We start from the raw sequence: 23,797 nt of genomic DNA, 5'->3' as shown, positions 1-23,797 counted from the left end.
ACTGAGTGTTCGTTTATCGAACGGATTGTTGCTTGCCTAATGATCGTTCCCACGCTCCGCGTGGGAATGCAGCCCGGGACGCTCCGCGTCCCTGTACAGCCGAACGCAGAGCGTCCGTTGAGGCATTCCCACGCGGAGCGTGGGAACGATCATGGGTCTGCCTCAGGTCGCATCCGCATGACTGACCATGCCTTTGATCAGCACCGCCGCCGTCGCCAAACCGGCCGGGATCACCAGTGCGGTCAGCACTTGCTCGAAATTCCAGCCCAGGCCGAGCAAGGTTGCGCCCATCCACGCGCCGAGGATCGCGCCGAAGCGGCCGATGCCGAGCATCCACGACACCCCGGTCGCGCGGCCTTGAGTCGGGTAGAAGCGCGCGGCCAATGACGGCATCGCCGATTGCGCGCCGTTGACGCACATGCCTGCCACCAGCACCAGCGTCGCCAGCAAGGTGATGTTGCCCAGGCTCTGCCCCACGGCGTAGGCAAACACCCCGGCCAGCAGGTAGAAAATACCGATGACCTTGTGCGGATTGAAGCGGTCCATCGCCCAGCCCACCCCGACCGCGCTCAACACCCCACCAAACTGGAACAACGCACCGATGAACGCAGCCTGTTCCATGCTCGCGCCGCTGTCGCGCATCAGCGTCGGCAGCCAACTGGTCAGCAGGTACACAATCACCAGGCCCATGAAATAGGTCAGCCACAACAGCAGCGTGCCGGAGCTGTAAGTGCCGGAGAAGATCACCGCAAAGACATTACGCGCCTTCACGGTCTTCTGTTCCGGCACGCTGAAGCTCGCAGCCTGGGCAACGGTAACCGGGTCGATCGGCGCGAGAGTCTTGCGTACTTTGTCGGTGCCACGGTTGCGCACCACCAGATAGCGCGCCGATTCCGGCAGCCAGAACACCAATACCACGGCGAGGATCAGCGGCAGGATCCCGCCGATCATCAGCAGAGCATGCCAGCCGAACGCCGGGATCAGCTTCGCGGAGATGAAACCGCCGCCGGCCATGCCGAGGTTGAAGCCGCAGAACATGCTGGTCACCAGCAGCGACTTCTTGCGCTCGGGTGTGTATTCCGAAAGCAGGGTCGTGGCGTTGGGCATGCCCGCGCCGAGACCGAGGCCGGTGAGGAAGCGCAACACCAGCAGTTGTTCGACGTTGGTGCTGTACGCCGAGGCCAGGCTGAAGCCGCCGAACAGAGTCACCGCGCCGACGAGTACGACTTTGCGCCCGAAGCGGTCAGCCAAAGGGCCAGAGCCGAGAGCGCCGAAGACCATGCCGATCAGCGCAGCACTCATCACCGGGCCTAGGCTGGCGCGATCAATGCCCCAGTCTTGCGAGAGCGCCGGGGCGATGAAGCCCATGGCGGCGGTGTCGAGGCCGTCGAGAAATACGATCAGGAAACACAGGATCACCACCCGCCACTGATAGCGCGAGATCGGTTGGGCGTTGATGAAGGTCTGCACATCGAGGCAGTTACCCACAGCGGACTGAGGCTGGTTCATTATTTTTATTCCACGCAAAAAACGCAGTCGAACGGCGGCCGGCCGAAGGAAGGCACGGTCACAAGAATAGAAGGTTGTAATCAGGCGTTGCGGTGAACCCGGCAACAACGGGTGGGATACAGACAGTCGGGGAGCGAGCGCATGGTGAGTTGCCTCTTGTCATTATTATGGGGTCGACAGTCCGGCGAGCTCATTCACATCAGCGCCGGATGACGCTGCCGCGACATTAATGATCCGAGGGTTTTAGCGTCAATTCGATAAACGCAACACTGTGCGTTTATCGAACAGCTTCCTCAGGCGAACAGTTGCGCACTGAGGTCGCGACTGGCGCTGAGCAGGCCGGGCAAGAAGCGCTGCTCCAGCTCGGCGCGACTGACCCGCCCGGCGTGGGTGCTGACATTCAGCGCGGCGACCACTTGCCCCGAGGCGTCGTACACCGGAACGGCGATCGAGCGCAGCCCCTGTTCCAGTTCCTGATCGACAATGCACCAGCCCTGCTGCCGCACCTGCTGCAAACATTCGAGCAACGCGTCGGGGGTATGAATGGTGCGGCTGGTCTTGGCCACCAGTTCGGCGTGGTCGAGGTATTCGCCCAGGGAAGTGTCATCCAGTGCCGCTAGCAGAATCCGCCCCATCGACGTGCAATACGCCGGCAACCGCCCGCCGACGGAAAGGTCGACCGAGATCAATCGCTGAGTGGTCGCCGAACGCGCGATATAGAGAATGTCATCGCCCTCCAGCGTCGCCATGTTGCAGGCCTCGTGCAGTTGCTCGCTCATACGGTCGAGATACGGCTGTGCGGAAACGGCCAGCGGGGTTGAGGACAGATAGGCATGGCCGAGGGTCAGCACTTTCGGCAGCAGCGAATAGGTGCGCCCGTCGGTGGTGGCGTAGCCGAGCTTGATCAACGTATGCAGGCAACGGCGCACGGCGGCGCGGGGGATTTCCGTGCGATGACTTATCTGCGCGATGGTCAGGTGGCGTTTGCGTTCCTGAAACGCCTGCACCACTGCCAGACCACGGGCCAGGGACGTCATGAAATCCGGATCACCGGTCAGCGCCTGAATGCGCTTGGCCGGCGAGGCGACGATGGGCGGCGCCACCGAGGTGAAGGAGTTGCGCATTTGATCGTTCATTTCTTGTCCTTGTCCGGCACGCATCGATGCCTAGTCAAACGGCTCGCCACGCGATGCACAAGCACCGGGGCGCCAACATTGGGCGATTATCGAACCGCCGACCGATAATCGCAATCCAGACTCCCGCCCTCCTCTTCATCCTTGAGGCAGCTTTAGCGATTCTGCTCGCAACTTAGTTGTTCTAGTTAATGGCGCCAAAAACAGAACGCCGGTTCTATAACGCTGTCTTTACACTTAACTAGCGGCAAAAGTTGCCAGCAACAAAACCATCACACATTCAGAACCGTTTTTAACTTGGCAAAGATAGTCATTCCCGAATCGGCCGCTATAATGCACCCTAGTCGCGGCGCTTTAATCAAAAGCCCGCGACTTGCTGAAACGAGGTCCTTCGTCTCAGCTCCGGCCAGCGCCCGGCGCCCATCACACATGCAACGCCAGCGCTCGCTGAAACAGGAAACTGATGCTGCGTCAGTTTTTATCTGGTGCCGTAGCCGCCTGTAACACGGAAGTCTTGATCGCCTCTGCAATGTCTCCGCGCCCGATCGGGCTGTGGATGACTGGCGGGGGCGCGCAATTGACTCGTTGCAGTGTGTTTCACCGGATATTCAATTCAACTCATACAGGTAGCACCGTGACAAAAGACGAACTGCGCGCGGAACTAGAGCGCCAGGAACAACGTTACAAGGAAGTTTACGGCGGGGAAGTCACCACCTACGCCGCTCAGCCGGAACCGGAACGCAAGGCATGGCGCAAGCGCCCTACTGTTCAGGATCAGGTGTTCAAGCAGGAAATCGAAAAGATCGAAAAGGAACTCAAAGCCGAAGAGCCATGAGCCACGGCGGTTGAGCATTCGAAAGTCGACGTCCGCCTGAGCCACAGCGCGGTGGAAGACGACACCTCGCGCGCCCGCTAAGCGCGGGCAGCGGCTATATCGCTGTTCTGCGGCTTATGAACGAGCGTCCCACAGGTTTCAGAGATATTTCAGACAAGCGTTTGAGCCTTTGAGATATCAGAAAAACTGGCTTAAAAATCTTATTTTTTCAATAAAATCAAAGATTTGAAAAACCCTGCGTGCTGCTTGGTTTTCACGCCCTGCAACAAATTAAATCGAAGAAGGGTGTGACCAGTGAGCAGACGGGGCATCGATTTCCTGTCTTTTCTGGCATAATCGCGCCCCCTTACGACCGGGTCAGAAAACCTTCATGATCGATTTATTCAGCGGACTGGATGCTTGGGTGCTTGTGAGCCTCTTGCTCGCCCTGACGTTTGTCCTCGCCTTCGAGTTCATCAATGGATTTCATGACACCGCTAACGCGGTAGCCACTGTTATCTACACCAAAGCCATGCCGCCACACCTGGCGGTGTTCTTTTCCGGTGTGTTCAATTTCCTCGGCGTGCTGCTGGGCGGCGTTGGCGTGGCGTATGCCATCGTCCACTTGCTGCCGGTTGAGCTGCTGATCAATGTGAACACCGGCCATGGCCTGGCGATGGTGTTCTCGTTGCTCGCCGCGGCAATCGCCTGGAACCTGGGCACCTGGTACTTCGGTATCCCGGCTTCCAGCTCGCACACCCTGATCGGCTCGATCCTCGGTGTCGGCCTGGCCAACGCGCTGATCAACGACATTCCGTTGAGAGATGGCGTGAACTGGCAGAAAGCGATCGACATCGGCGCCTCGCTGGTGTTCTCGCCGATGGCCGGCTTCCTGATCGCCGCGCTGGTGCTGATCGGCCTGAAATGGTGGCGCCCGCTGTCGAAGATGCACAAGACGCCGGAACAGCGCCGCAAGATCGACGACAAAAAGCACCCACCGTTCTGGAACCGTCTGGTTCTGGTGATCTCGGCAATGGCCGTGAGCTTCGTGCACGGTTCCAACGACGGCCAGAAAGGCATCGGCCTGATCATGCTGGTGCTGATCGGTATCGTCCCGGCGCAGTTCGTTCTCGATCTGAACAGCACCACCTACCAGATCGAACGCACCCGCGACGCGACCCTGCACCTGAGCCAGTTCTACCAGCGCAACGCCGATTCGCTGGGTGAATTCCTGGCCCTGGGTAAGAGCGTGGAAGGCGACCTGCCGGAGAAATTCCGCTGCAACCCGCAGCAGACCGAACCGACCATCACCGCCCTGCTGCACACCCTCAAAGGTGTAGCGGACTACCATTCGCTGTCGTCGGACAGCCGCATCGAAGTGCGTCGCTACCTGCTCTGCCTGGACGACACGGCGAAGAAAGTCGGCAAGCTGCCAGGCCTCGAAGCCCGTGAAAAGGCTGACCTCGACAAGCTGCGCAAAGACCTGACCACCACCACTGAATACGCCCCGTTCTGGGTGATTCTGGCGGTCGCCCTGGCACTGGGCCTGGGCACCATGGTCGGCTGGAAGCGCGTAGTGCTGACCATTGGCGAGAAGATCGGCAAGCAGGGCATGACCTATTCCCAGGGCATGTCGGCGCAGATCACCACCGCCAGTTTGATCGGCATGGCCAACATCTTCAGCCTGCCGGTGTCGACCACTCACGTGTTGTCTTCGGGTGTGGCCGGGACCATGGTTGCCAACAAGAGCGGCCTGCAGGGTGGCACGGTGAAGACTATTCTGCTGGCCTGGGTGTTGACCCTGCCGGCGACCGTGGCGCTGTCGGCCGGGTTGTTCTGGTTGGCTTCGAAGGCTTTGGGTAGTTGATCGTTAGCTGTTGATTGGAAAAGGCGTGATTCGTGAGGATCACGCCTTTTTTGTTATGGGGGCTAAGAAGTATGCCGAAGGGGCAAAAGATCAAAAGCCAAAGCAAAAGCCAGATCAAGAGCCCCTCACCCTAGCCCTCTCCCGGAGGGAGAGGGAACTGACCGAGGTGTTTGAGCGAGTTACGTCGATGTGAAAGTCCGAGTTGAACTCAGGATTTGAAAAGCACACAAATCAGCTCCCTCTCCTCGGGGAGAGGGCTGGGGTGAGGGGCAGCAACAATGCAAATCAAAAGCCGAACACCCACGCTTTTCACCACTCAATAGGCCGAGTGTCAGCTCGCCTGCTCTTGATCTTGATCCACCGGCGACGTCGGAAGGCTGAGTGGAGGGATTGATCCGGGCGTGGGAGCGCAGCGACCGTCTGGCGCAGCCAGACACAGCGGAAGGAGGTGCAGCGAAGCAAACCGGAGCCGCTGCGCCCGGATCGATCCCGCAGCGAAGGAACCCGAGCCTGCGAGGGCCGAACGCAGGAGCAAGCGTTTTGGTTACTTTTTGGCGTCTGAAAAAGTGACTCGCCGTAAGGGCGAAACCGCCAGCAGCCACACCCGAAGCAACGGATATTCACCCAAAACCCCAACAGCCTGGTCGGCCCACAGGCCGCCACGGCCCAAAAAAAAGGGGCAACCGAAGTCGCCCCAAAATGCCTTGCGTGCCCATCAAATCCAGAAGAACTCACTTGCGCCGCTTATGCGCATCCTTCCAGATAAAAAATCCAAACCCTGCAAAAAACAGCACCATGAGCCCCACCGTGAGAACCCCGGCAAACACCACGTTATCGAAAAACATGACTGACCTCCCGGCCCTGCTTTGCTTTGCTTTGCTGCGATGGATTCAAATTAACAAACACACAGGCGCACATATTGACCAGGATCAATATCCGCAACGTTGGGAAATAAAGGAGGGGAAATAACTGATCTGCATCAACCAATGCAGCGGGAGATCAACGCTTTTTCGGCTTGTTCTTCGACTTTTTCTTGGCTTTTCCCAACGGCATCGCCTGCTCGAAAGCCTGGCGCACTTCGTTCAGGCGCTTTTCGTTGAGGTCATGCACACGCTTGGCGCGTTCAGTGCTGAGGTCGATCAGTTTGTCGTCTTGGCTCATGGCGTCCGGCACATCGCAGAAGAGATCACAGCTGCCGTCACCGACAGGATTGCGCCAATCATGCCGCTTGGCGCTGGCGCTGACCAGTCACTGCTCAAATCTCGATATCGACCCACAAGCCCTGACGCGGCTGATCGTCTATCAACGGCACCACTGGCACGGTGTTGTCGGCGTTCAACTCGGTACCCGGCACGGCCAGATGCTCTTCAGGATCTTCATCCGCCTCGCGGCGTCGGCGGTCACGTTCCTGTTGACGACGCTGTTCTTCGCGCGCCAGCAGACGATCCTCTTCCGGATCACGCTTCTGCAGATCGATCGTGCTTTCGTTGGAGCTTTCCTGCACCGGCACCACTGGCGGGATGTCCGGCCGCTGGCGGATCGGATCCTGCTGGGAAGTGATCGGCACGGCGCTCAAGGGGAGCATCGGTGGCAACATATAAAGGTCTCCTGTCTGCAGGCTATCGGCTGGGGCGCAGGCGCCTTGAGCCGCCTGTCGCAAACTTGTGACCCGGTAGACACTGACTGGTGCCCTGCCGCTTGAAAAAAGCGACACATGACGCCTCGGCTTCAGCTTGCAGCTCGAAGCTAAAAGCTTGCCGCTGCTCCTATTCCTTTGGCCCTGAAGCCGTCATTCCGTTAAGATAGCCCGCTTTTTCAAGGTGGGAGTCAGGCAGCATGGCGCAGCAGTATCAACCGGGGCAACGCTGGATCAGTGACAGCGAAGCAGAGCTTGGTTTAGGCACCGTTCTGGCACAGGACGGCCGCTTGCTGACCGTGCTTTACCCGGCCACTGGCGAAACCCGCCAGTACGCGCTACGGAATGCGCCCCTGACCCGCGTGCGGTTCTCGCCGGGCGACTCCATCACCCATTTCGAAGGCTGGAAGATGACCGTGCAGCAGGTCGACGACGTCGACGGGCTGATGGTCTATCACGGCCTCAACGGGCAGAACGAAGTCGTCACGCTGCCGGAAACCCAGCTGTCGAACTTCATTCAGTTCCGTCTGGCCAGCGACCGCCTGTTCGCCGGGCAGATCGACCCGCTGCCGTGGTTCTCCCTGCGCTACAACACCCTTGAACACACCAGCCGCCAGTTGCAGTCCTCGCTGTGGGGCCTGGGTGGCGTGCGTGCGCAACCGATCGCGCACCAGTTGCACATCGCCCGCGAAGTCGCCGACCGTATCGCCCCGCGCGTATTGCTGGCGGACGAAGTGGGTCTGGGTAAAACCATCGAAGCCGGTCTGGTCATCCATCGCCAACTGCTTTCGGGCCGCGCCAATCGCGTGCTGATTCTGGTCCCGGAAAACCTCCAGCATCAGTGGCTGGTGGAGATGCGCCGCCGCTTCAATCAGCAGGTCGCGCTGTTCGACGAAGAACGCTTTATCGAAAGCGATGCCACCAACCCGTTCGAAGACACGCAACTGGCGCTGGTCGCGCTGGAGTGGCTGGTCGACGACGAGAAGGCGCAGGACGCCTTGTTCGCTGCCGGTTGGGACTTGATGGTGGTGGACGAAGCGCACCACCTGGTCTGGCACGAAGACAAGGCCAGCGCGGAATACTCGCTGGTCGAGCAACTGGCCGAAGTGATTCCCGGCGTGCTGCTGCTCACCGCCACCCCGGAACAACTCGGTCAGGACAGCCACTTCGCCCGTCTGCGCCTGCTCGACCCGAACCGTTTCCACGACCTGGCCGCGTTCCGCGCCGAGAGCGACAACTATCGCCCGGTCGCCGAAGCGGTGCAGGAACTGCTCGACAAGGGCCGTCTCTCCGCCGAGGCGCACAAGACCATTCACGGTTTCCTCGGCAACGAAGGCGAAGCCCTGCTCACCGCCGTCAACGATGGCGATACTGAAGCCAGCGCCCGCCTCGTGCGTGAACTGCTCGATCGCCACGGCACCGGCCGCGTGCTGTTCCGCAACACCCGCGCCGCCGTGCAGGGTTTCCCGGAGCGCAAACTGCATCCTTATCCGCTGCCGTGCCCCGACGAATACCTCGAACTGCCGCTGGGCGAGCACGCCGAGCTGTACCCGGAAGTCAGCTTCCAGGCGCAACCGGACGCCGACGAAGAACAGCGCTGGTGGAAATTCGATCCGCGCGTCGAGTGGCTGATCGATCAGCTGAAAATGCTCAAGCGCACCAAAGTGCTGGTGATCTGCGCCCACGCCGAAACCGCGATGGATCTGGAAGACGCCCTGCGCGTGCGTTCCGGCATCCCGGCCACGGTGTTCCACGAAGGCATGAACATCCTCGAGCGGGATCGCGCCGCCGCCTACTTCGCTGATGAAGAGTTCGGCGCGCAAGTGCTGATCTGCTCGGAAATCGGCAGTGAAGGTCGCAACTTCCAGTTCGCTCACCACCTGGTGCTGTTCGATCTGCCGTCGCACCCGGACCTGCTCGAGCAGCGCATCGGCCGTCTCGACCGGATCGGCCAGAAGCACATCATCGAACTGCACGTGCCGTACCTGGAAACCAGCCCGCAAGAGCGCCTGTTCCAGTGGTACCACGAGGCGCTCAACGCCTTCCTCAACACCTGCCCGACCGGCAACGCCTTGCAGCATCAGTTCGGCCCACGCCTGCTGCCGCTGCTCGAAGAAGCCGATGACGGCGAGTGGCAAGCGCTGATCGACGAAGCACGCGCCGAGCGTGAACGTCTCGAAGCCGAGCTGCACACCGGCCGCGACCGTCTGCTGGAATTGAATTCCGGCGGCGCTGGCGAAGGTGAAGCGCTGGTAGAAGCGATCCTCGAGCAGGACGACCAGTTCGCCCTGCCGATCTACATGGAAACCCTGTTCGACGCCTTCGGCATCGACAGCGAAGACCATTCAGAAAACGCCCTGATCCTCAAGCCGAGCGAGAAGATGCTCGACGCCAGTTTCCCGCTGGGCGACGACGAAGGCGTGACCATCACCTACGACCGCAATCAGGCGCTGTCGCGCGAAGATATGCAGTTCATCACTTGGGAACACCCGATGGTGCAGGGCGGCATGGATCTGGTGCTGTCCGGTTCGATGGGCAACACCGCCGTCGCGCTGATCAAGAACAAGGCGTTGAAGCCGGGCACCGTGTTGCTCGAATTGCTCTACGTCAGCGAAGTGGTTGCACCGCGCTCGCTGCAACTGGGTCGCTACCTGCCACCGGCGGCGCTGCGTTGCCTGCTCGATGCCAATGGCAATGACCTGTCGCCACGGGTGTCGTTCGAAACCCTCAACGATCAGCTGGAAAGCGTGCCGCGTGCCAGCGCCAACAAGTTCATCCAGGCCCAGCGCGATCAGCTGACGCCTCGGATCAATGCCGGCGAAGAAAAGATCGCCCCGCGTCACGCCGAGCGTGTGGCCGAAGCGCGCCGCCGCCTGGCCGCCGATACCGACGAAGAACTGGCGCGCCTGACCGCGTTGCAAGCGGTCAACCCGACCGTGCGCGACAGCGAACTGGAGGCGTTGCGCACTCAGCGTGAGCAGGGTCTGGCGATGCTCGACAAAGCGGCGCTGCGCCTGGAAGCGATTCGGGTGCTGGTAGCGGGTTAATCGCCCCGCTCCACCGCTGAAACCAAGAGGCCCGCAGTGATGCGGGCCTTTTTGTTTGCCTGTTATTTGTCAGGTGATGCAGATGGCCCCTTCGCGAGCAGGCTCGCTCCCACAATGAAATGCATTCCAAACTGTGGGAGCGAGCCTGCTCGCGAAAACGGTCAAGCAGTCGCCGCAGAAATTTCTGGTTCAACCACCGCTACCAACCCCTCCTTCATCCGCTGTGCATCGCGAACAAAGCAACGCGATGCCAGAAACAGAAAGACCATCGTCAGGAACAGCGCCACCGGGATCAGGTACATCGCGTCGTGCAGGCCGACAGCCTTGAACGCTTCGGTCATCTGCTCAGCCCCCGCCGCCAGCATCGCCGTATGCGCGAAGTGATCCGACAGACCACCCACGACCACTGGCCCCAACCCGCCGCCGAGCAGATACAGACCGGCGAAGAACAACGCCATCGCCGTCGCCCGCAGGCGAGGTTCGACGACGTCCTGAATCGCCGTGTACACGCAGGTATAGAAGTTGTAAGCGAACAGCCAGCCAACGCTGAACACCGCGACGAACACACCAATCTCGATGCGCCCGGCATGCAGCGCCCACGCCGTACACAGGGTCGAAATGATCAGACTGAACGCGGCAAACAACAGCCGCCCACTGGCGAAGCGCTGGTGAATCTTGTCGGCGATCCAGCCGCCAAGGGTCAGCCCGACCAGTCCGGTGACGCCGACGATCACGCCGGTGGCCACCGCCGCCTCCTGCAACGGCATGAGGAAATAGCGTTGCAGCATCGGCACCAGAAACGAGTTACAGGCATAGGTCGCGAAGTTGAAGCACAGCCCGGCCATGACCAGCCACAGGAAGGTCGGCACAGCGAGCACGCGGCGGATCGGTTTGTCGACTTTCTCCTGCGAGACCTGCACCGATTCCGCCGCACCGCGCTTAGGCTCTTTGATGAAGAACATGAAAATCGCCAGGATCAGCCCCGGCACGGCGGCAATGAAGAACGGCGCTCGCCAGCTGTCGAACGCCTTGACCATTGCGCCGATGGTGAAGAACGCCAGCAGCAGCCCCAGCGGCAGGCCGAGCATGAAAATGCCCATCGCCCGCGCCCGGCGGTGTGCCGGAAACAGGTCGCCGATCAACGAATTGGCCGCCGGTGCATAGCTGGCTTCGCCGATGCCGATGCCCATGCGCACGATGAGGAAACTCCAGAAACTGCCGACCATGCCGTTGACCGCAGTCAGCGCACTCCAGGTGGCCAGGCCCCAGCCCATCAGTTTGCTGCGTGAACCGGTGTCGGCCATGCGCCCGAGTGGCAGGCCGGCAATCGCGTAAACGATGGTGAACGCAGTGCCGATGATGCCCAGCTGAAAGTCGCTGAGGTGCCATTCCATGCGGATCGGTTCGATGATGATCGCCGGGATGGTGCGGTCGAAGAAATTGAACAGGTTGGCGAGGAACAGCAGGAACAGAATGCGCCAGGCATTCGCCGCTTGGGTCGAGTTCTGCATGGGTCCGTCTCTTTATTGTTATGAGGGCTTCACTGCCAGCGCGTCGAGCCCGGAACCTGCAATCTAGTCAGCTGCGCCGGGGCTGTCTGTCATCATTCGTCAGCCTGATATCGACCCATCGCACTGTAACGAAACGTAAGCCCTTGATAAGTCTGGAATCCCCCGCAGTACGGGGCTTTCGCGGCAAAATCCGGCGACAAAAAAATAGTTTCGCGCCCCCCTTCCCAACGGCATGGCAAAGCCTAGAATGGCCGCCGGATCCGTCCGGATCTTCCGATCAACCCCTTTGATACCCCCGCCCATGTCCGAAGCCAGTCCGTGTCTGAATTGCGGTGCCTGCTGTTCCCATTTTCGCGTGTCTTTTTTCTGGGGTGAGTGCGCATCCTCTGGCGGGACGGTGCCCGATGAACTGGTCGCGCAGATCACCCCGAGCCGGGTGGCAATGATCGGCACCGATCGCAAACCGGCGCGTTGCATGTCGCTGGCGGGTGAGGTCGGCAGCGCTGTGGCCTGCACGATCTATGACAAGCGCTCGAGCACCTGCCGCGAGTTCGAGGCGTCGTGGGAGAACGGCGAGCACAATCCCGACTGCGACAAGGCTCGCGCCGCCCACGGCCTGCCACCCTTGCCGCCACACTGGAACGATCTGCCGCTGGAGCGCATTGCCTAAGCCTTAGCGCGAATCGCTATGAGGCTAATGGCAAAATCATTACCACCAATGTGCCACTACGGCTTGCAGCCGGAAAAGCGCCTCTATACTGCTTTCATTCGCCTGCGTTGATTGACGCAAGGGCCAGATGAATCCGAGACGGGGCATGCTATGGAGTGGCTTGGTTTGCAGTTTGTTGCCGAGCTGCCGGCGAGCGGGCAGATTCTCCTCGATTGCAGCCACAACCCTTTGTTGGTGATGGTGGCCTATCTGGTCGCCTGCGCGGCGAGCTTCGCCACCCTGGACATGGCAGAGCGCCTGGTGCATGCCGAAGACCCGGGGTCGCGGCGAATCTGGCGCTGGATCGGCGCGACCTGCCTGGCCGGCGGCATCTGGGCCATGCACTTCATCGGCATGCTGGCCTTCCAGACCCCCATCGATATTCAGTACGACCTCGGCATCACCCTCTTGTCGTTGCTGATCGCCCTGCTCGCCTCGTGGCTGGCCATGCATACCCTCAGTGAGGTGCAGCCGAGCGCATTGCATTGCCTCAAGACCGCATGTGTCATCGGTTTGGGCATCGCTGGCATGCATTACGTCGGCATGGCCGCGATGAAGTCGAGCGCCACCGCCTACTACCAGCCGGGGCTGTTCGCGCTGTCGGTGCTGATTGCCATCGGCGCCAGTTTCGCCGCGCTGTGGGTGGCGCGCTATCTCAGCGAAGGCAGCGGCGTCGCGCATCAATTGCTCAAGTACAGCGCGGCGCTGATTCTCGGCGCTGGCATCATCAGCATGCACTTCACCGGCATGGCTGCGCTGGATCTGGTGCTTCCCGAAGGCGCTCTGGCAGCCAGCGGCGGCGACACCGGCCATCTGCAACTGGGCCTGACCGTAGCGCTGATCATCCTGTTGATTCTCGGCAGTGCGATCAGCGCCGCCCTCGCCGACAAGAAACTGCAGAACAAGGAAAACGACCTGCGCCGGCTCAACGCCCTGCTCAGCCAACTCGATCAGGCGCGCATGTCCTTGCAGCAAGCGGCCAATTACGACGCGCTGACCAACCTGATCAACCGCCGTGGTTTCAACCAGATGTTCGCCGAAAAACTTAGCCAGAAAACCAGCGAGGGCGGCATGCTCGCGGTGATGTTTCTCGACATCGACCACTTCAAGCGCATCAACGACAGCCTCGGCCATGACGCCGGTGACGCGCTGCTCAAAGTCATCGCCCAGCACATCAAGAGCTCGGTACGCAGCCATGAAGACGTGGTCGCGCGGTTCGGCGGCGACGAATTCTGCATCCTCATCAGCCTGCGTGACCGCGAAGAGGCGCGCGGCATGGCGCAGCGCATCATGCACAAGATGAAAGAGCCGATCGAACTGGCCGGCCGCCGCATGGTGATGACCACCAGCATCGGCATCAGCCTGTTTCCCGAAGACGGCACCACTTGCGAAGAGCTGCTCAAACACGCCGACCTGGCCTTGTACCAATCCAAAGGCGCCGGGCGCAACGGTCTGCACTTCTTCAATTCCAGCCTGAAGACCCGCGCCAGTTTCGAGCTGCAACTGGAAGAAGAACTGCGCAGTGCGCTACGGCAAGACAACGCGCTGATGCTCTACTACCAGCCGATCTTCGAAGTGAAAACCGGACGCGTGACCAAGCTCGAAGCGCTGATTCGCTGGCAGCATCCGGTTCACGGTTTGCTTACACCGGATCGCTTCATCGGTATCGCCGAGAACAACGGTTTGATTGCCGAACTGGACAACTGGGTGCTGCGCCGCGCCTGCAAGGATCTCGGCGAGCTGTCGCGGCATGGTTGTGCCGAATTGAAAATCGCCTGGAACTGCTCGCCGCTGAATCTGGCGCGGGAAGAGCTTGCCGAGGAGATTGAGCACGCCTTGCACACGGCGGGCGTTGCCCCGGAACGCCTGGAACTGGAGGTCACCGAAAACGCCTTGATGGGCAACATCGCCAACACTCTGGTGCTGTTGCGGCAGATCCGCGCCCTCGGTGTGTCGCTGTCGATCGATGATTTCGGCACCGGCTATTCGTCGCTGGCCTACCTCAAGCGTCTGCCGCTGAACACCCTGAAAATCGACCGCTCGTTCATCCTCGACATCCCCACCGCCACGGCGGACATGGAGATCGTCCAGGCGATCATCGTCATGGCGCACACCCTGCATCTGCAGGTGGTCACCGAGGGCGTCGAGAGCCTGGAGCAATACGAGTTTCTCGAGCGTTCGGGCTGCGACTTCATTCAGGGTTATCTGCTCAGCCGCCCGGTGCCGCTGGACGAATTGCGCGCGGTGCTCGATGAAATCAATCAGCGCAAACCCGTGCTCGGGGTCAATCCGTTGAGTCTGGCGCGCGATACATTTGCACCAGCGTCGCTGGATCCTTCGCTAAAAAGCCTTGCGCCCCATGCAGGCGCATCAATTGTGCGGCCAATCCGCTGATTGGCGTCGCCGAGCCCTGCTCGCGGGAAAATTTCACCGCCGTGTCGAGATCCTTGAGCAGCGTGCGCACGTGCCACTTGATCGGTTCGAAACGGCTCTCGGCCATTTGCGGGGCAAGGATCTGCAACGGCTTGGAATCGGCAAACCCACCGGCCAGCGCCTCGGCGATCAGGCTGGCATCGACCCCCGCCTGCTCGGCCAACGCCACCACTTCGGCAATCACCAGCGCATTGCAAGCGACAATCATCTGGTTGCAGGCCTTGGTCACCTGACCGGCGCCAATGCCGCCCATGTGCGTGACGCGCTGACCGAGGCTGAGCAGCACCGGGCGCACGCGCTCAAGATCTGCCGCTGCACCACCGACCATGATCGCCAGACTGCCAGCCTCGGCGCCGACCACACCGCCGGACACCGGGGAGTCAAGCCAGCCCATGCCGCTTTTCTCGGCCAGCTCTGCGGCCATCTCGCGAGTCGCGGTCGGTTCAAGACTGGAGAAATCCACCAATAGCTGGCCGTTTTTCGCACCTTCGGCAACACCGCCAGCGCCAAACACCACTTCACGCACCACGGCGGTATCGGCCAGACACAGCATGACGATGTCGGCGTGTGCGCACAGTACGGCAGGGCTCGATACCTGGCGGGCGCCGGCCGCAACCAGCGGTGCGCACTTGTCCGGGTTGCGGTTCCACACCGTCAGCGGGTAACCCGCGGCCAGCAGACGCCGGCACATCGGCAGGCCCATCAGGCCGATTCCGGCAAACCCCAACGAAGGTAGCGTTGACATCATTTCGCCTCTTTTCGATTAAAGATCACCGAATCATGGCCGATTCATCAACGATCAGGAAAGGATTCCGCCCGGCGATCAGACCAGCCAGCACTACGACGCCCGGGCCGTATTCGCGCACACAAGACGCGAGATCTTATTCCGTGAGGTTCGCCGGCACTGTTCGGCGGGCCAACCCAGTCCAGGTAAATGGCGCACCATGACCTCTAAAAACAACCCCGCCAGTGCAACAGCCGATCTGACCCTGAGCCCCGCCGCGAACAGCGCGTCATTATCCAGACCGACGCAGCCTTCGCGCCCGCTGTCGACCCAGCAATACCTGTACTTCACCGAAACCAACACCGACCGCATCCTCGATAACCTCGACGGCCTGCGCGATTCGGTGTTCCCGCGCCCGGCGCATCAGGAAGGCGACAACGAGCAGCACACCGACCAGGAATTCCCTTCGGTGTGCCTGATCGGCCTCGGTCGCTGCGGCTCCAACATCGCCCTCGACGTGGCGGAGCTGGTGTACAACGCGCGCAAGTTCTACCTCAACGAATTCAACAACGAAGACCGCCCGACCGACCGGCGTCTGGCCGACAAGGGCTACAGCCCGGCGCAGTGGATCAAGAACAATCTGCGCATCGGCACCAGCAAATCGACCAAACCGGTGTTTCTGGTCGAACCGCTGGTGATGCTGGGCGACCTCGACAAGGACATCGCCGGGCGCATCCGTTTCTCGCGCAAGGGCGAGAAAAGCGGCTTCCTGCGCGACTACAGCAAAATGAAGATCATGGACTTGTCCGAAGTCCACGCCGGTGGCGCCGGTAATGCGCCGATCCTCGGCCAGTACTTGGCGAAGATCATCCTCAACAAAGACACCCAGCGCTTCTCCAGCCCTGACTGGAAAATGATCCACTCGTACCTGATCGACAGCTGCGGGATCAAGGCCAACCAGTCGCGCCTGTATTTCTCGATCTTCAGTGCCGGCGGCGGTACCGGTTCGGGCATGGCCTCGGAGTTCGGTCTGGCCCAGCAGCACTCGTACATGAACAAGACCTTCGACACCAAGCCGATGGACGAGCATGACGGTAAGAGCGGTCATTCGTTTGTCTTTGAGCCGATCTTCACCAGCGGCATCTGCGTGCTGCCGAACATTTCCGACCACCGCAGCGAAATGTCCGAGGCGCTGCACATCAACGCCGGGCGCCTGCTGTGCAAATACCTGTCGGAGGAATGGGATTTCTCCTACAACTTCGCCAACGAAGACAGCAGCGAAGCCAGCGTGATGGGGCGTATCCGCCCGTGGAACGCGATGATGCTGATCTCCAACGACATCATGCGTTACGCCGAAGAAAGCGATGACGGCAATATCCAGAACATTGATGTCAATGCCATGGAGAAACACGCCAACCAGTACATCTCGCAGCAGATCTTCAACATTCTCACGGCGCAGGCAGTCACTACTGACTACGACCAGAACTACTTCCGCCGCGCCGGCATCGACATCGGCGAAACCATCCGCCTGGACGCCAACGACCTGTTCATGAGTCTGGCCGGGCCGGTGGCGATTGCCTACGCCGAATCGGTAGTCCCGGAAACCCCGCCGCCGAGCAGCGACAAGTTCAAGGTCTTCGACAAAGAGCCGCAGCGCCTGAACATCGACGACCTGTTCTTCCGTTCGATCGACCTGCCGCACTTCAACAAGGTCACTCAGGCCATCGAAGGCATCAGCCTGCTGCCGATCGAATCCAAGCGTTATCGCGCTTCGCTGGAGCAGTACAAGAATTCCGGCTACGACGCCGCCGCGCTGCACGACCTGCACTTCTTCAAGAATTGCTCGTCGGTGGTCTCGATCGTCTCGCTGCCGAAAGACTACAAACTGTCGTACATGGACCTGAACCGGTTGAAGACCCACCTCAACAGCCTGTTCCCCAACACCACGCTCAAGCGTTACGCGCTGGTGATCGGCGCTTCGGCCAACCTGTCGCTGACCACCCTGATCGCCAAGAGCCCGTGTCTGTCGGACGACTTCCTCACGCTGATCGTGGCGTTCATCAAGCGCTGCTTTGCGAAGAATCCGTACCGTTTCGACGAGACGCTGGATAACTCGATTCTCGACTTCATCATTCAGGAAGACTTCGACGAAGAGCGGATCGACGACCTGCTCAACGAATTCGAAAACCCGGCGAAGATCCTCGATACCAACTGGTACGCGATCAAACCGATGTACGAAAAGAAATACCGTGAGTTGATCAACGACAAGGACAAGTTCGTCTCGATCAATGACATTCGCCTGTCGCGTGATTGCGTGAAGAAGTCGATCAAGTACCTGCGCGAGATCTACCGCCACCGGATTGGCAAGACCAAGGTGATTTCGCTGAATAACCATACCGGGAAGACTTATTCGGCCTGATCCGCTACCGAGTCGCCCCAATCGCTGGCAAGCCAGCTCCCACAGATTTTGTGGTGCTCACAATATTTGTGTACACCCGGACACTGTGGGAGCTGGCTTGCCAGCGATGGGGTCTCCAAATTCACTAAAGATTTCAGCCTTTCCAACATCCAGAAACAATTAAGCGGCCCTCAGGCCGCTCTAGAAACTGTTCCCGTTACGTTTACGTCACCGTGAGGCGTGGCATTTCTCCACGGCAAGGTGCCATCACGCTACTCCGCTACACACTTGCGGCGCGCCAGTCGAGGCACCAAAAGAGTGCGAGCAATTAAACGGCCGCCCTTTCCTGGATCAGAATCCACGGCGAAACCACCACGGCCCACAGCTGCGGATCACGTTCGAAAATATCCAGTGCCCGCGTTTCAGACAGCTTGGCGACCTTGTCGTCGGCCAGCCAGGCCGCGACTTTCTCGCCTTCATCCGAAGCCACGGCCTCGGCGGCGGCGATCAAATCGAGGTCAGGGTCGACCCACAATAGGGCACCCTTGGCGAAGAACGGCTCCAGCTCTTTCCAGGTAATAGATGCCGTTTCACCAAGCAGCTTGGCATAGAGGGTGCTAGGTTCTTGATTCATGGGAGCTGTCCGGAAAAGAAATCGACGCGAATGATAACGTCGGTGGTCCGTCAGAAAAACCCGGTTGCAAATCGCTTCACCGAACGAAAAGAGCAGGAACGCCAGGGAATGCTGCCTTTTGGGATATATGCCCCCGATTGCCCCGCCGCAATTCTGTCTCTTTCATTCAAAAATGCGACACCCCCAAGTTTTGCCCCGTGGCGCCCGCTTCCCAGTTGATCAAGCGGCGCTCTACACTGTACCGGTACAGTTGCCGGGGCATTTTCCGGAGGGTATCGCAAAGATATCTGACCCGGTTCTGCTGCTACGGCGCCAGAACTCTAAAAAATACAACAGTAAGAGTGGAGCACTATGACTAAGGCTACTAAGCAGATTTCCAAACTGTTTGCCGCTATGGTTCTGGCCGGGGTTGCCAGCCATTCGTTCGCAGCTGACACCATCAAAATCGGTATCGCCGGTCCTAAAACCGGTCCAGTAGCCCAGTACGGCGACATGCAGTTCAGTGGCGCGAAAATGGCCATCGAGCAGATCAACGCCAAGGGCGGCGTCGACGGCAAGAAACTCGAAGCCGTTGAATACGACGATGCCTGCGATCCAAAACAAGCGGTAGCGGTAGCGAACAAGGTCGTCAACGACGGCGTCAAGTTCGTGGTCGGTCACCTGTGCTCCAGCTCCACTCAGCCAGCTTCGGACATCTACGAAGACGAAGGCGTGATCATGATCACCCCGGCTGCCACCAGCCCGGACATCACCGCCCGTGGCTACAAAATGATCTTCCGCACCATCGGTCTCGACAGCGCCCAGGGCCCTGCCGCCGGCAACTACATCGCCGATCACGTGAAACCGAAAGTGGTTGGCGTGCTGCACGACAAACAGCAGTACGGTGAAGGCATCGCCACCGCCGTGAAATCGACCCTCGAGAAGAAAGGCACCAAGGTTGCCGTCTTCGAAGGCGTCAACGCTGGCGACAAGGACTTCTCCGCCATCATCGCCAAGCTCAAGCAAGCCGGCGTCGACTTCGTCTACTACGGCGGCTACCACCCGGAGCTGGGCCTGATCCTGCGCCAAGCTCAGGAAAAAGGCCTGAAAGCCCGCTTCATGGGTCCGGAAGGCGTGGGTAACGACTCGATCACCCAGATCGCCAAGGACGCGTCCGAAGGCCTGCTGGTGACCCTGCCGAAATCCTTCGACCAGGATCCGGCCAACGTTGCCCTGGCTGACGCGTTCAAAGCCAAGAAGGAAGATCCGAGCGGTCCGTTCGTGTTCCCGTCCTACTCGGCGGTGACCGTGATTGCCGAAGGCATCAAGGCGGCCAAGTCCGAAGACGCTACCAAAGTGGCTGAAGCCATCCACGCCGGTTCGTTCAAGACCCCGACCGGCGACCTGAGCTTCGACGACAAGGGCGACCTGAAGGACTTCAAATTTGTCGTGTACGAGTGGCACAACGGCAAACCTAAAACCGAAGTTTCGCCTCAGTAAGGCCTTGCCCGACTGACTGCCAATAAAGCCCACGGCGTGCCGTGGGCTTTGTTTTGCGAATGTATGGGCCGCGCTGGCGTGATCCGCCAGTCGGCCCACCTGAAAATCTCAAAACCGTCATCAGCGGTTCGCTGGCAAAACCCGGATTCGAAGTGGATAGAGATCCACGGGGCCGGGCGGGAAAATGACTCCACCAGTGAAATGCGTACAGGTTTTTAGGAGCGCTGTAATGCCTGACCTCTATCACTTCTTCCAACAGCTGGTTAACGGCCTCAACGTTGGCAGCATGTATGCCCTGATCGCCATCGGCTACACGATGGTCTACGGCATCATTGGAATGATCAACTTCGCCCACGGCGAGGTGTACATGATCGGTTCCTACGTGGCCTTCATCGCCATCGCCGGGCTGACCATGATGGGACTCGACAGTGTCCCGCTGTTGATGACTGCGGCGTTCATCGCCAGCATCGTCGTCACCAGTTCCTACGGTTACAGCATCGAACGGATTGCCTACCGTCCCCTGCGCGGCAGCAACCGTCTGATCCCGCTGATTTCTGCCATCGGTATGTCGATCTTCCTGCAGAACACCGTTCTGCTGGCGCAAGACTCCAAGGACAAAGCTATCCCCAACCTGATCCCGGGCAACTTCGCCTTCGGTCCGGGTGGCGCACAAGAAGTGCTGATTTCCTACATGCAGATCGTGGTGTTCGTGGTGACCCTGATCGCCATGCTCGGCCTGACCCTGTTCATCTCCCGTTCCCGTCTGGGCCGCGCCTGCCGCGCCTGTGCCGAGGACATCAAGATGGCCAACCTGCTCGGCATCAACACCAACAACATCATCGCCCTGACCTTCGTCATCGGTGCTGCGCTGGCCGCCGTTGCCGCAGTGCTGCTGAGCATGCAATACGGCGTGATCAACCCCAACGCCGGTTTCCTCGTCGGCCTCAAGGCCTTCACCGCTGCGGTACTGGGCGGCATCGGCAGCATCCCCGGGGCCATGCTCGGCGGGTTGGTGCTCGGTGTAGCGGAAGCGTTCGGTGCCGATATCTTCGGCGACCAGTACAAGGACGTCGTTGCGTTCGGCCTGCTGGTTCTGGTGCTGTTGTTCCGTCCGACCGGCATTCTGGGCCGTCCGGAGGTTGAGAAAGTATGACTAGGAATCTTAAACAGGCACTGTTCAGTGCCTTGCTGGTGTGGGCGGTGGCCTACCCGGTACTGGGTCTGAAACTGACCATCGTCGGCATCAATCTGGAAGTGCACAACACCAGCCCTGCGGTACTCGCGACCATCGCGATCTGCTCGGTGCTGATGTTCCTGCGCGTGCTGTTCAATCAGCAGATCAGCAACGCCTGGCGCTCCTCGCCGGGCATGCCGCTGATCCCGGCCAAGGCCAGCAACTTCCTGACCCTGCCAACCACCCAGCGCTATTTCATCATTGCGCTGATTCTGATCGCCCTGGTCTGGCCGTTCTTCGGCTCCCGTGGCGCGGTGGATATCGCAACGCTGATCCTGATCTACGTGATGCTCGGCCTGGGCCTGAACATCGTCGTCGGTCTGGCCGGTCTGCTCGACCTGGGTTACGTCGGTTTCTACGCCGTCGGCGCCTACAGCTACGCGCTGCTGTCGCATTACTACGGCTTGAGCTTCTGGATCTGCCTGCCGATTGCCGGCCTGATGGCGGCGACGTTCGGCTTCCTGCTGGGCTTCCCGGTGTTGCGTCTGCGTGGCGACTATCTGGCGATCGTTACCTTGGGTTTCGGCGAAATCATCCGTCTGTTCCTGCGTAACCTGACCGACATCACCGGTGGCCCGAACGGCATCAGCAACATCGAAAAACCGACGTTCTTCGGCCTGACCTTCGAGCGCAAAGCCGCCGAAGGCCTGCAGACGTTCCACGAGTATTTCGGCCTGCAATACAACTCGATCAACAAGGTGATCTTCCTTTACCTGGTTGCGCTGTTGCTCGCACTGGCCGCGCTGTTCGTGATCAACCGTCTGCTGCGCATGCCGATCGGTCGCGCATGGGAAGCACTGCGTGAAGACGAAATCGCCTGCCGCGCGTTGGGCTTGAACCCGACTGTGATCAAGCTCTCCGCGTTCACCCTGGGTGCTGCGTTCGCCGGTTTCGCCGGCAGCTTCTTCGCTGCGCGTCAGGGTCTGGTGACGCCCGAGTCGTTCACCTTCATCGAGTCGGCGATCATCCTCGCCATCGTCGTGTTGGGCGGCATGGGCTCGCAACTGGGCGTGATTCTGGCGGCGATCGTGATGATCCTGTTGCCGGAAATGATGCGTGAGTTCAGCGAATACCGCATGTTGATGTTCGGTGCGCTGATGGTGCTGATGATGATCTGGCGTCCACAAGGTCTGCTGCCGATGCAACGCCCACACATGGAGTTGCGCAAATGAGCCGCGAGATCCTTAAAGTCGAAAATCTGAGCATGCGCTTCGGCGGCTTGCTCGCGGTCAACGGCGTGGCGCTGACCGTCAAGGAAAAGCAGGTGGTTGCCCTGATCGGCCCGAACGGCGCCGGCAAGACCACCGTGTTCAACTGCCTGACCGGCTTCTATCAGCCTACTGGCGGCAGCATCCTGCTCGACGGCGAGCCGATCCAGGGCCTGCCGGGCCACAAGATCGCCCTCAAAGGCGTGGTGCGGACCTTCCAGAACGTGCGTTTGTTCAAGGACATGACCGCGGTCGAGAACCTGTTGATCGCCCAGCACCGTCACTTGAACACCAACTTCCTGTCCGGCCTGTTCAAGACCCCGGCGTTCCGCAAAAGCGAGCGCGAGGCCATGGAATTTGCCGAGTACTGGCTGGAAAAGGTCAACCTCAAAGAGTTCGCCAACCGCACCGCCGGCACCCTCGCCTACGGCCAGCAACGGCGTCTGGAAATCGCCCGCTGCATGATGACCCGCCCTCGGATTCTCATGCTCGACGAACCGGCCGCCGGCCTGAACCCGAAGGAAACCGAAGACCTCAAGGCGCTGATCGGTGTGTTGCGCGAAGAGCACAACGTCACCGTGCTGCTGATCGAACACGACATGAAACTGGTCATGAGCATTTCCGACCACATCGTCGTGATCAACCAGGGCACCCCCCTGGCCGACGGCACGCCGGAACAGATCCGCGACAATCCTGAAGTGATCAAAGCCTACCTGGGGGAAGCGTAAATGCTGCAGTTCGAAAACGTTTCCACCTTCTATGGCAAGATCCAGGCCCTGCACAGCGTCAACGTCGAAGTCCGTCAGGGCGAAATCGTGACGCTGATCGGCGCCAACGGTGCCGGCAAATCCACGCTGCTGATGACGCTGTGCGGTTCGCCGCAGGCGCACAGCGGCAGCATCCGCTACATGGGTGAGGAGCTGGTCGGCCAGGACTCGTCGCAGATCATGCGCAAGAGCATCGCCGTGGTCCCGGAAGGGCGTCGGGTGTTTGCCCGTCTGACCGTGGAAGAAAACCTGTCCATGGGCGGATTTTTCACCGACAAGGGCGACTATCAGGAACAGATGGACAAGGTTCTCGGACTTTTCCCACGCCTGAAAGAGCGCTTCAACCAGCGCGGCGGCACCATGTCCGGCGGTGAACAGCAAATGCTCGCCATCGGCCGTGCGCTGATGAGCAAGCCCAAGCTGCTGCTGCTCGACGAGCCATCGCTGGGTCTGGCGCCGATCATCATCCAGCAGATCTTCGACATCATCGAACAGCTGCGCAAGGACGGTGTGACGGTGTTCCTGGTCGAGCAGAACGCCAACCAGGCGCTGAAAATCGCTGACCGCGCCTACGTTCTGGAGAACGGCCGCGTGGTCATGCAAGGCACCGGTGAAGCGCTGCTGACCGATCCGAAAGTACGCGAGGCGTACCTCGGCGGTTGAGTGTTATCGCTGCACAAAAAAACGGCCTTCG

At 60.1% G+C, this 23,797-nt stretch carries 19 protein-coding genes; 11 read left to right on the top strand and 8 right to left on the bottom strand.

The annotated features are described in order from the left end of the window. Positions 1 to 162 precede the first annotated feature (162 nt). Together OK411_RS07280 and pcaR are read right to left on the bottom strand one after the other, a co-directional pair. Positions 163 to 1,509: an MFS transporter gene (locus OK411_RS07280; RefSeq protein ID WP_264364638.1), complete on the bottom strand. Its 1,347-nt coding sequence runs from the start codon at positions 1,507 to 1,509 to the stop codon at positions 163 to 165. 293 nt (positions 1,510 to 1,802) lie between these two features. Beyond that, entirely contained in the window at positions 1,803 to 2,645 is an 843-nt protein-coding gene (gene pcaR / locus OK411_RS07275) for a pca regulon transcriptional regulator PcaR (RefSeq protein WP_016771343.1), read from the bottom strand. 631 nt (positions 2,646 to 3,276) lie between these two features. On the opposite strand from pcaR, the gene OK411_RS07270 reads away from it, so the two are divergent. Together OK411_RS07270 and OK411_RS07265 are read left to right on the top strand one after the other, a co-directional pair. After that, entirely contained in the window at positions 3,277 to 3,477 is a 201-nt protein-coding gene (locus tag OK411_RS07270; protein WP_008080067.1) for a hypothetical protein, read from the top strand. 370 nt (positions 3,478 to 3,847) lie between these two features. Next, a complete protein-coding gene (locus OK411_RS07265; RefSeq protein ID WP_016771345.1) occupies positions 3,848 to 5,323 on the top strand; it encodes an inorganic phosphate transporter in 1,476 nt (491 codons plus the stop codon). Between the two features lie 731 nt (positions 5,324 to 6,054). Here OK411_RS07265 and ccoM read toward each other — a convergent pair. From ccoM to OK411_RS07255, 3 genes are all read right to left on the bottom strand, one after another. Next, positions 6,055 to 6,168 (bottom strand): cytochrome c oxidase subunit CcoM, encoded by a 114-nt coding sequence (ccoM, locus tag OK411_RS27030; protein ID WP_016771346.1) that lies wholly within the window; start codon positions 6,166 to 6,168, stop codon positions 6,055 to 6,057. A gap of 154 nt (positions 6,169 to 6,322) precedes the next feature. Beyond that, positions 6,323 to 6,484 carry a hypothetical protein gene (locus OK411_RS07260; protein ID WP_016771347.1) on the bottom strand — a complete coding sequence of 54 codons (162 nt, stop codon included), beginning with the start codon at positions 6,482 to 6,484 and terminating at the stop codon, positions 6,323 to 6,325. Positions 6,485 to 6,578: 94 nt separating this feature from the next. Next, a complete protein-coding gene (locus OK411_RS07255; protein ID WP_024011931.1) occupies positions 6,579 to 6,920 on the bottom strand; it encodes a hypothetical protein in 342 nt (113 codons plus the stop codon). A 239-nt stretch (positions 6,921 to 7,159) separates the two neighbouring features. Between OK411_RS07255 and rapA the strand changes: the two genes are divergently transcribed. Next, on the top strand, positions 7,160 to 10,006 hold the full coding sequence (rapA, locus tag OK411_RS07250; protein WP_264364637.1) for an RNA polymerase-associated protein RapA: 2,847 nt from the start codon (positions 7,160 to 7,162) through the stop codon (positions 10,004 to 10,006). 161 nt (positions 10,007 to 10,167) lie between these two features. Here the strand turns inward: rapA and OK411_RS07245 are convergent, their stop codons facing one another. Then, positions 10,168 to 11,517, bottom strand: a complete 1,350-nt coding sequence (locus tag OK411_RS07245; RefSeq protein WP_130911951.1) for a spinster family MFS transporter — start codon at positions 11,515 to 11,517, stop codon at positions 10,168 to 10,170. Between the two features lie 301 nt (positions 11,518 to 11,818). Between OK411_RS07245 and OK411_RS07240 the strand changes: the two genes are divergently transcribed. After that, complete coding sequence (locus OK411_RS07240; protein WP_110600010.1) at positions 11,819 to 12,187, top strand: YkgJ family cysteine cluster protein; 369 nt, start codon at positions 11,819 to 11,821, stop codon at positions 12,185 to 12,187. A 150-nt stretch (positions 12,188 to 12,337) separates the two neighbouring features. Next, positions 12,338 to 14,620, top strand: coding sequence for a putative bifunctional diguanylate cyclase/phosphodiesterase (locus OK411_RS07235; protein ID WP_264364636.1), 2,283 nt, complete (start codon positions 12,338 to 12,340; stop codon positions 14,618 to 14,620). Here OK411_RS07235 and OK411_RS07230 read toward each other — a convergent pair. Beyond that, on the bottom strand, positions 14,511 to 15,407 hold the full coding sequence (locus OK411_RS07230; RefSeq protein WP_264364635.1) for an NAD(P)-dependent oxidoreductase: 897 nt from the start codon (positions 15,405 to 15,407) through the stop codon (positions 14,511 to 14,513). The genes OK411_RS07235 and OK411_RS07230 overlap by 110 nt on opposite strands. A gap of 196 nt (positions 15,408 to 15,603) precedes the next feature. Here OK411_RS07230 and OK411_RS07225 point away from each other — a divergent pair, with 196 nt between their 5' ends. Next, the gene (locus OK411_RS07225; RefSeq protein WP_264364634.1) at positions 15,604 to 17,802 is read left to right on the top strand and encodes a hypothetical protein; all 2,199 of its coding nucleotides are present in this window, start codon (positions 15,604 to 15,606) and stop codon (positions 17,800 to 17,802) included. Positions 17,803 to 18,109: 307 nt separating this feature from the next. Here OK411_RS07225 and OK411_RS07220 read toward each other — a convergent pair whose 3' ends face one another. Next, positions 18,110 to 18,415, bottom strand: a complete 306-nt coding sequence (locus tag OK411_RS07220) for a DUF2288 domain-containing protein (protein ID WP_016771353.1) — start codon at positions 18,413 to 18,415, stop codon at positions 18,110 to 18,112. Between the two features lie 351 nt (positions 18,416 to 18,766). Here OK411_RS07220 and OK411_RS07215 point away from each other — a divergent pair, with 351 nt between their 5' ends. From OK411_RS07215 to OK411_RS07195, 5 genes are all read left to right on the top strand, one after another. Continuing rightward, entirely contained in the window at positions 18,767 to 19,894 is a 1,128-nt protein-coding gene (locus tag OK411_RS07215; RefSeq protein ID WP_016771354.1) for a branched-chain amino acid ABC transporter substrate-binding protein, read from the top strand. Positions 19,895 to 20,123: 229 nt separating this feature from the next. After that, complete coding sequence (livH, locus tag OK411_RS07210; RefSeq protein ID WP_016771355.1) at positions 20,124 to 21,047, top strand: high-affinity branched-chain amino acid ABC transporter permease LivH; 924 nt, start codon at positions 20,124 to 20,126, stop codon at positions 21,045 to 21,047. Next, on the top strand, positions 21,044 to 22,300 hold the full coding sequence (locus tag OK411_RS07205) for a high-affinity branched-chain amino acid ABC transporter permease LivM (protein WP_130926993.1): 1,257 nt from the start codon (positions 21,044 to 21,046) through the stop codon (positions 22,298 to 22,300). Before livH ends, OK411_RS07205 begins: the two co-directional genes overlap by 4 nt. Continuing rightward, a complete protein-coding gene (gene livG, locus OK411_RS07200; RefSeq protein WP_016771357.1) occupies positions 22,297 to 23,064 on the top strand; it encodes a high-affinity branched-chain amino acid ABC transporter ATP-binding protein LivG in 768 nt (255 codons plus the stop codon). Before OK411_RS07205 ends, livG begins: the two co-directional genes overlap by 4 nt. Then, on the top strand, positions 23,065 to 23,766 hold the full coding sequence (locus OK411_RS07195; protein ID WP_003222380.1) for an ABC transporter ATP-binding protein: 702 nt from the start codon (positions 23,065 to 23,067) through the stop codon (positions 23,764 to 23,766). Positions 23,767 to 23,797 lie beyond the last annotated feature (31 nt).

Source organism: Pseudomonas sp. RG1 (assembly GCF_025910115.1).
Classification (GTDB): Bacteria; Pseudomonadota; Gammaproteobacteria; order Pseudomonadales; family Pseudomonadaceae; genus Aquipseudomonas; species Aquipseudomonas atacamensis.
This window is presented reverse-complemented; position numbering and strand designations above follow the sequence as displayed.

Coding starts and splice junctions, on each gene's coding strand:
- OK411_RS07280 (WP_264364638.1), bottom strand. CDS start 1,509: ATGAACCAGCCTCAGTCCGCTGTGGGTAACTGCCTCGATGTGCAGACC.
- pcaR (WP_016771343.1), bottom strand. CDS start 2,645: ATGAACGATCAAATGCGCAACTCCTTCACCTCGGTGGCGCCGCCCATC.
- OK411_RS07265 (WP_016771345.1), top strand. CDS start 3,848: ATGATCGATTTATTCAGCGGACTGGATGCTTGGGTGCTTGTGAGCCTC.
- ccoM (WP_016771346.1), bottom strand. CDS start 6,168: ATGTTTTTCGATAACGTGGTGTTTGCCGGGGTTCTCACGGTGGGGCTC.
- OK411_RS07260 (WP_016771347.1), bottom strand. CDS start 6,484: ATGAGCCAAGACGACAAACTGATCGACCTCAGCACTGAACGCGCCAAG.
- OK411_RS07255 (WP_024011931.1), bottom strand. CDS start 6,920: ATGTTGCCACCGATGCTCCCCTTGAGCGCCGTGCCGATCACTTCCCAG.
- rapA (WP_264364637.1), top strand. CDS start 7,160: ATGGCGCAGCAGTATCAACCGGGGCAACGCTGGATCAGTGACAGCGAA.
- OK411_RS07245 (WP_130911951.1), bottom strand. CDS start 11,517: ATGCAGAACTCGACCCAAGCGGCGAATGCCTGGCGCATTCTGTTCCTG.
- OK411_RS07240 (WP_110600010.1), top strand. CDS start 11,819: ATGTCCGAAGCCAGTCCGTGTCTGAATTGCGGTGCCTGCTGTTCCCAT.
- OK411_RS07235 (WP_264364636.1), top strand. CDS start 12,338: ATGGAGTGGCTTGGTTTGCAGTTTGTTGCCGAGCTGCCGGCGAGCGGG.
- OK411_RS07230 (WP_264364635.1), bottom strand. CDS start 15,407: ATGATGTCAACGCTACCTTCGTTGGGGTTTGCCGGAATCGGCCTGATG.
- OK411_RS07225 (WP_264364634.1), top strand. CDS start 15,604: ATGACCTCTAAAAACAACCCCGCCAGTGCAACAGCCGATCTGACCCTG.
- OK411_RS07220 (WP_016771353.1), bottom strand. CDS start 18,415: ATGAATCAAGAACCTAGCACCCTCTATGCCAAGCTGCTTGGTGAAACG.
- OK411_RS07215 (WP_016771354.1), top strand. CDS start 18,767: ATGACTAAGGCTACTAAGCAGATTTCCAAACTGTTTGCCGCTATGGTT.
- livH (WP_016771355.1), top strand. CDS start 20,124: ATGCCTGACCTCTATCACTTCTTCCAACAGCTGGTTAACGGCCTCAAC.
- OK411_RS07205 (WP_130926993.1), top strand. CDS start 21,044: ATGACTAGGAATCTTAAACAGGCACTGTTCAGTGCCTTGCTGGTGTGG.
- livG (WP_016771357.1), top strand. CDS start 22,297: ATGAGCCGCGAGATCCTTAAAGTCGAAAATCTGAGCATGCGCTTCGGC.
- OK411_RS07195 (WP_003222380.1), top strand. CDS start 23,065: ATGCTGCAGTTCGAAAACGTTTCCACCTTCTATGGCAAGATCCAGGCC.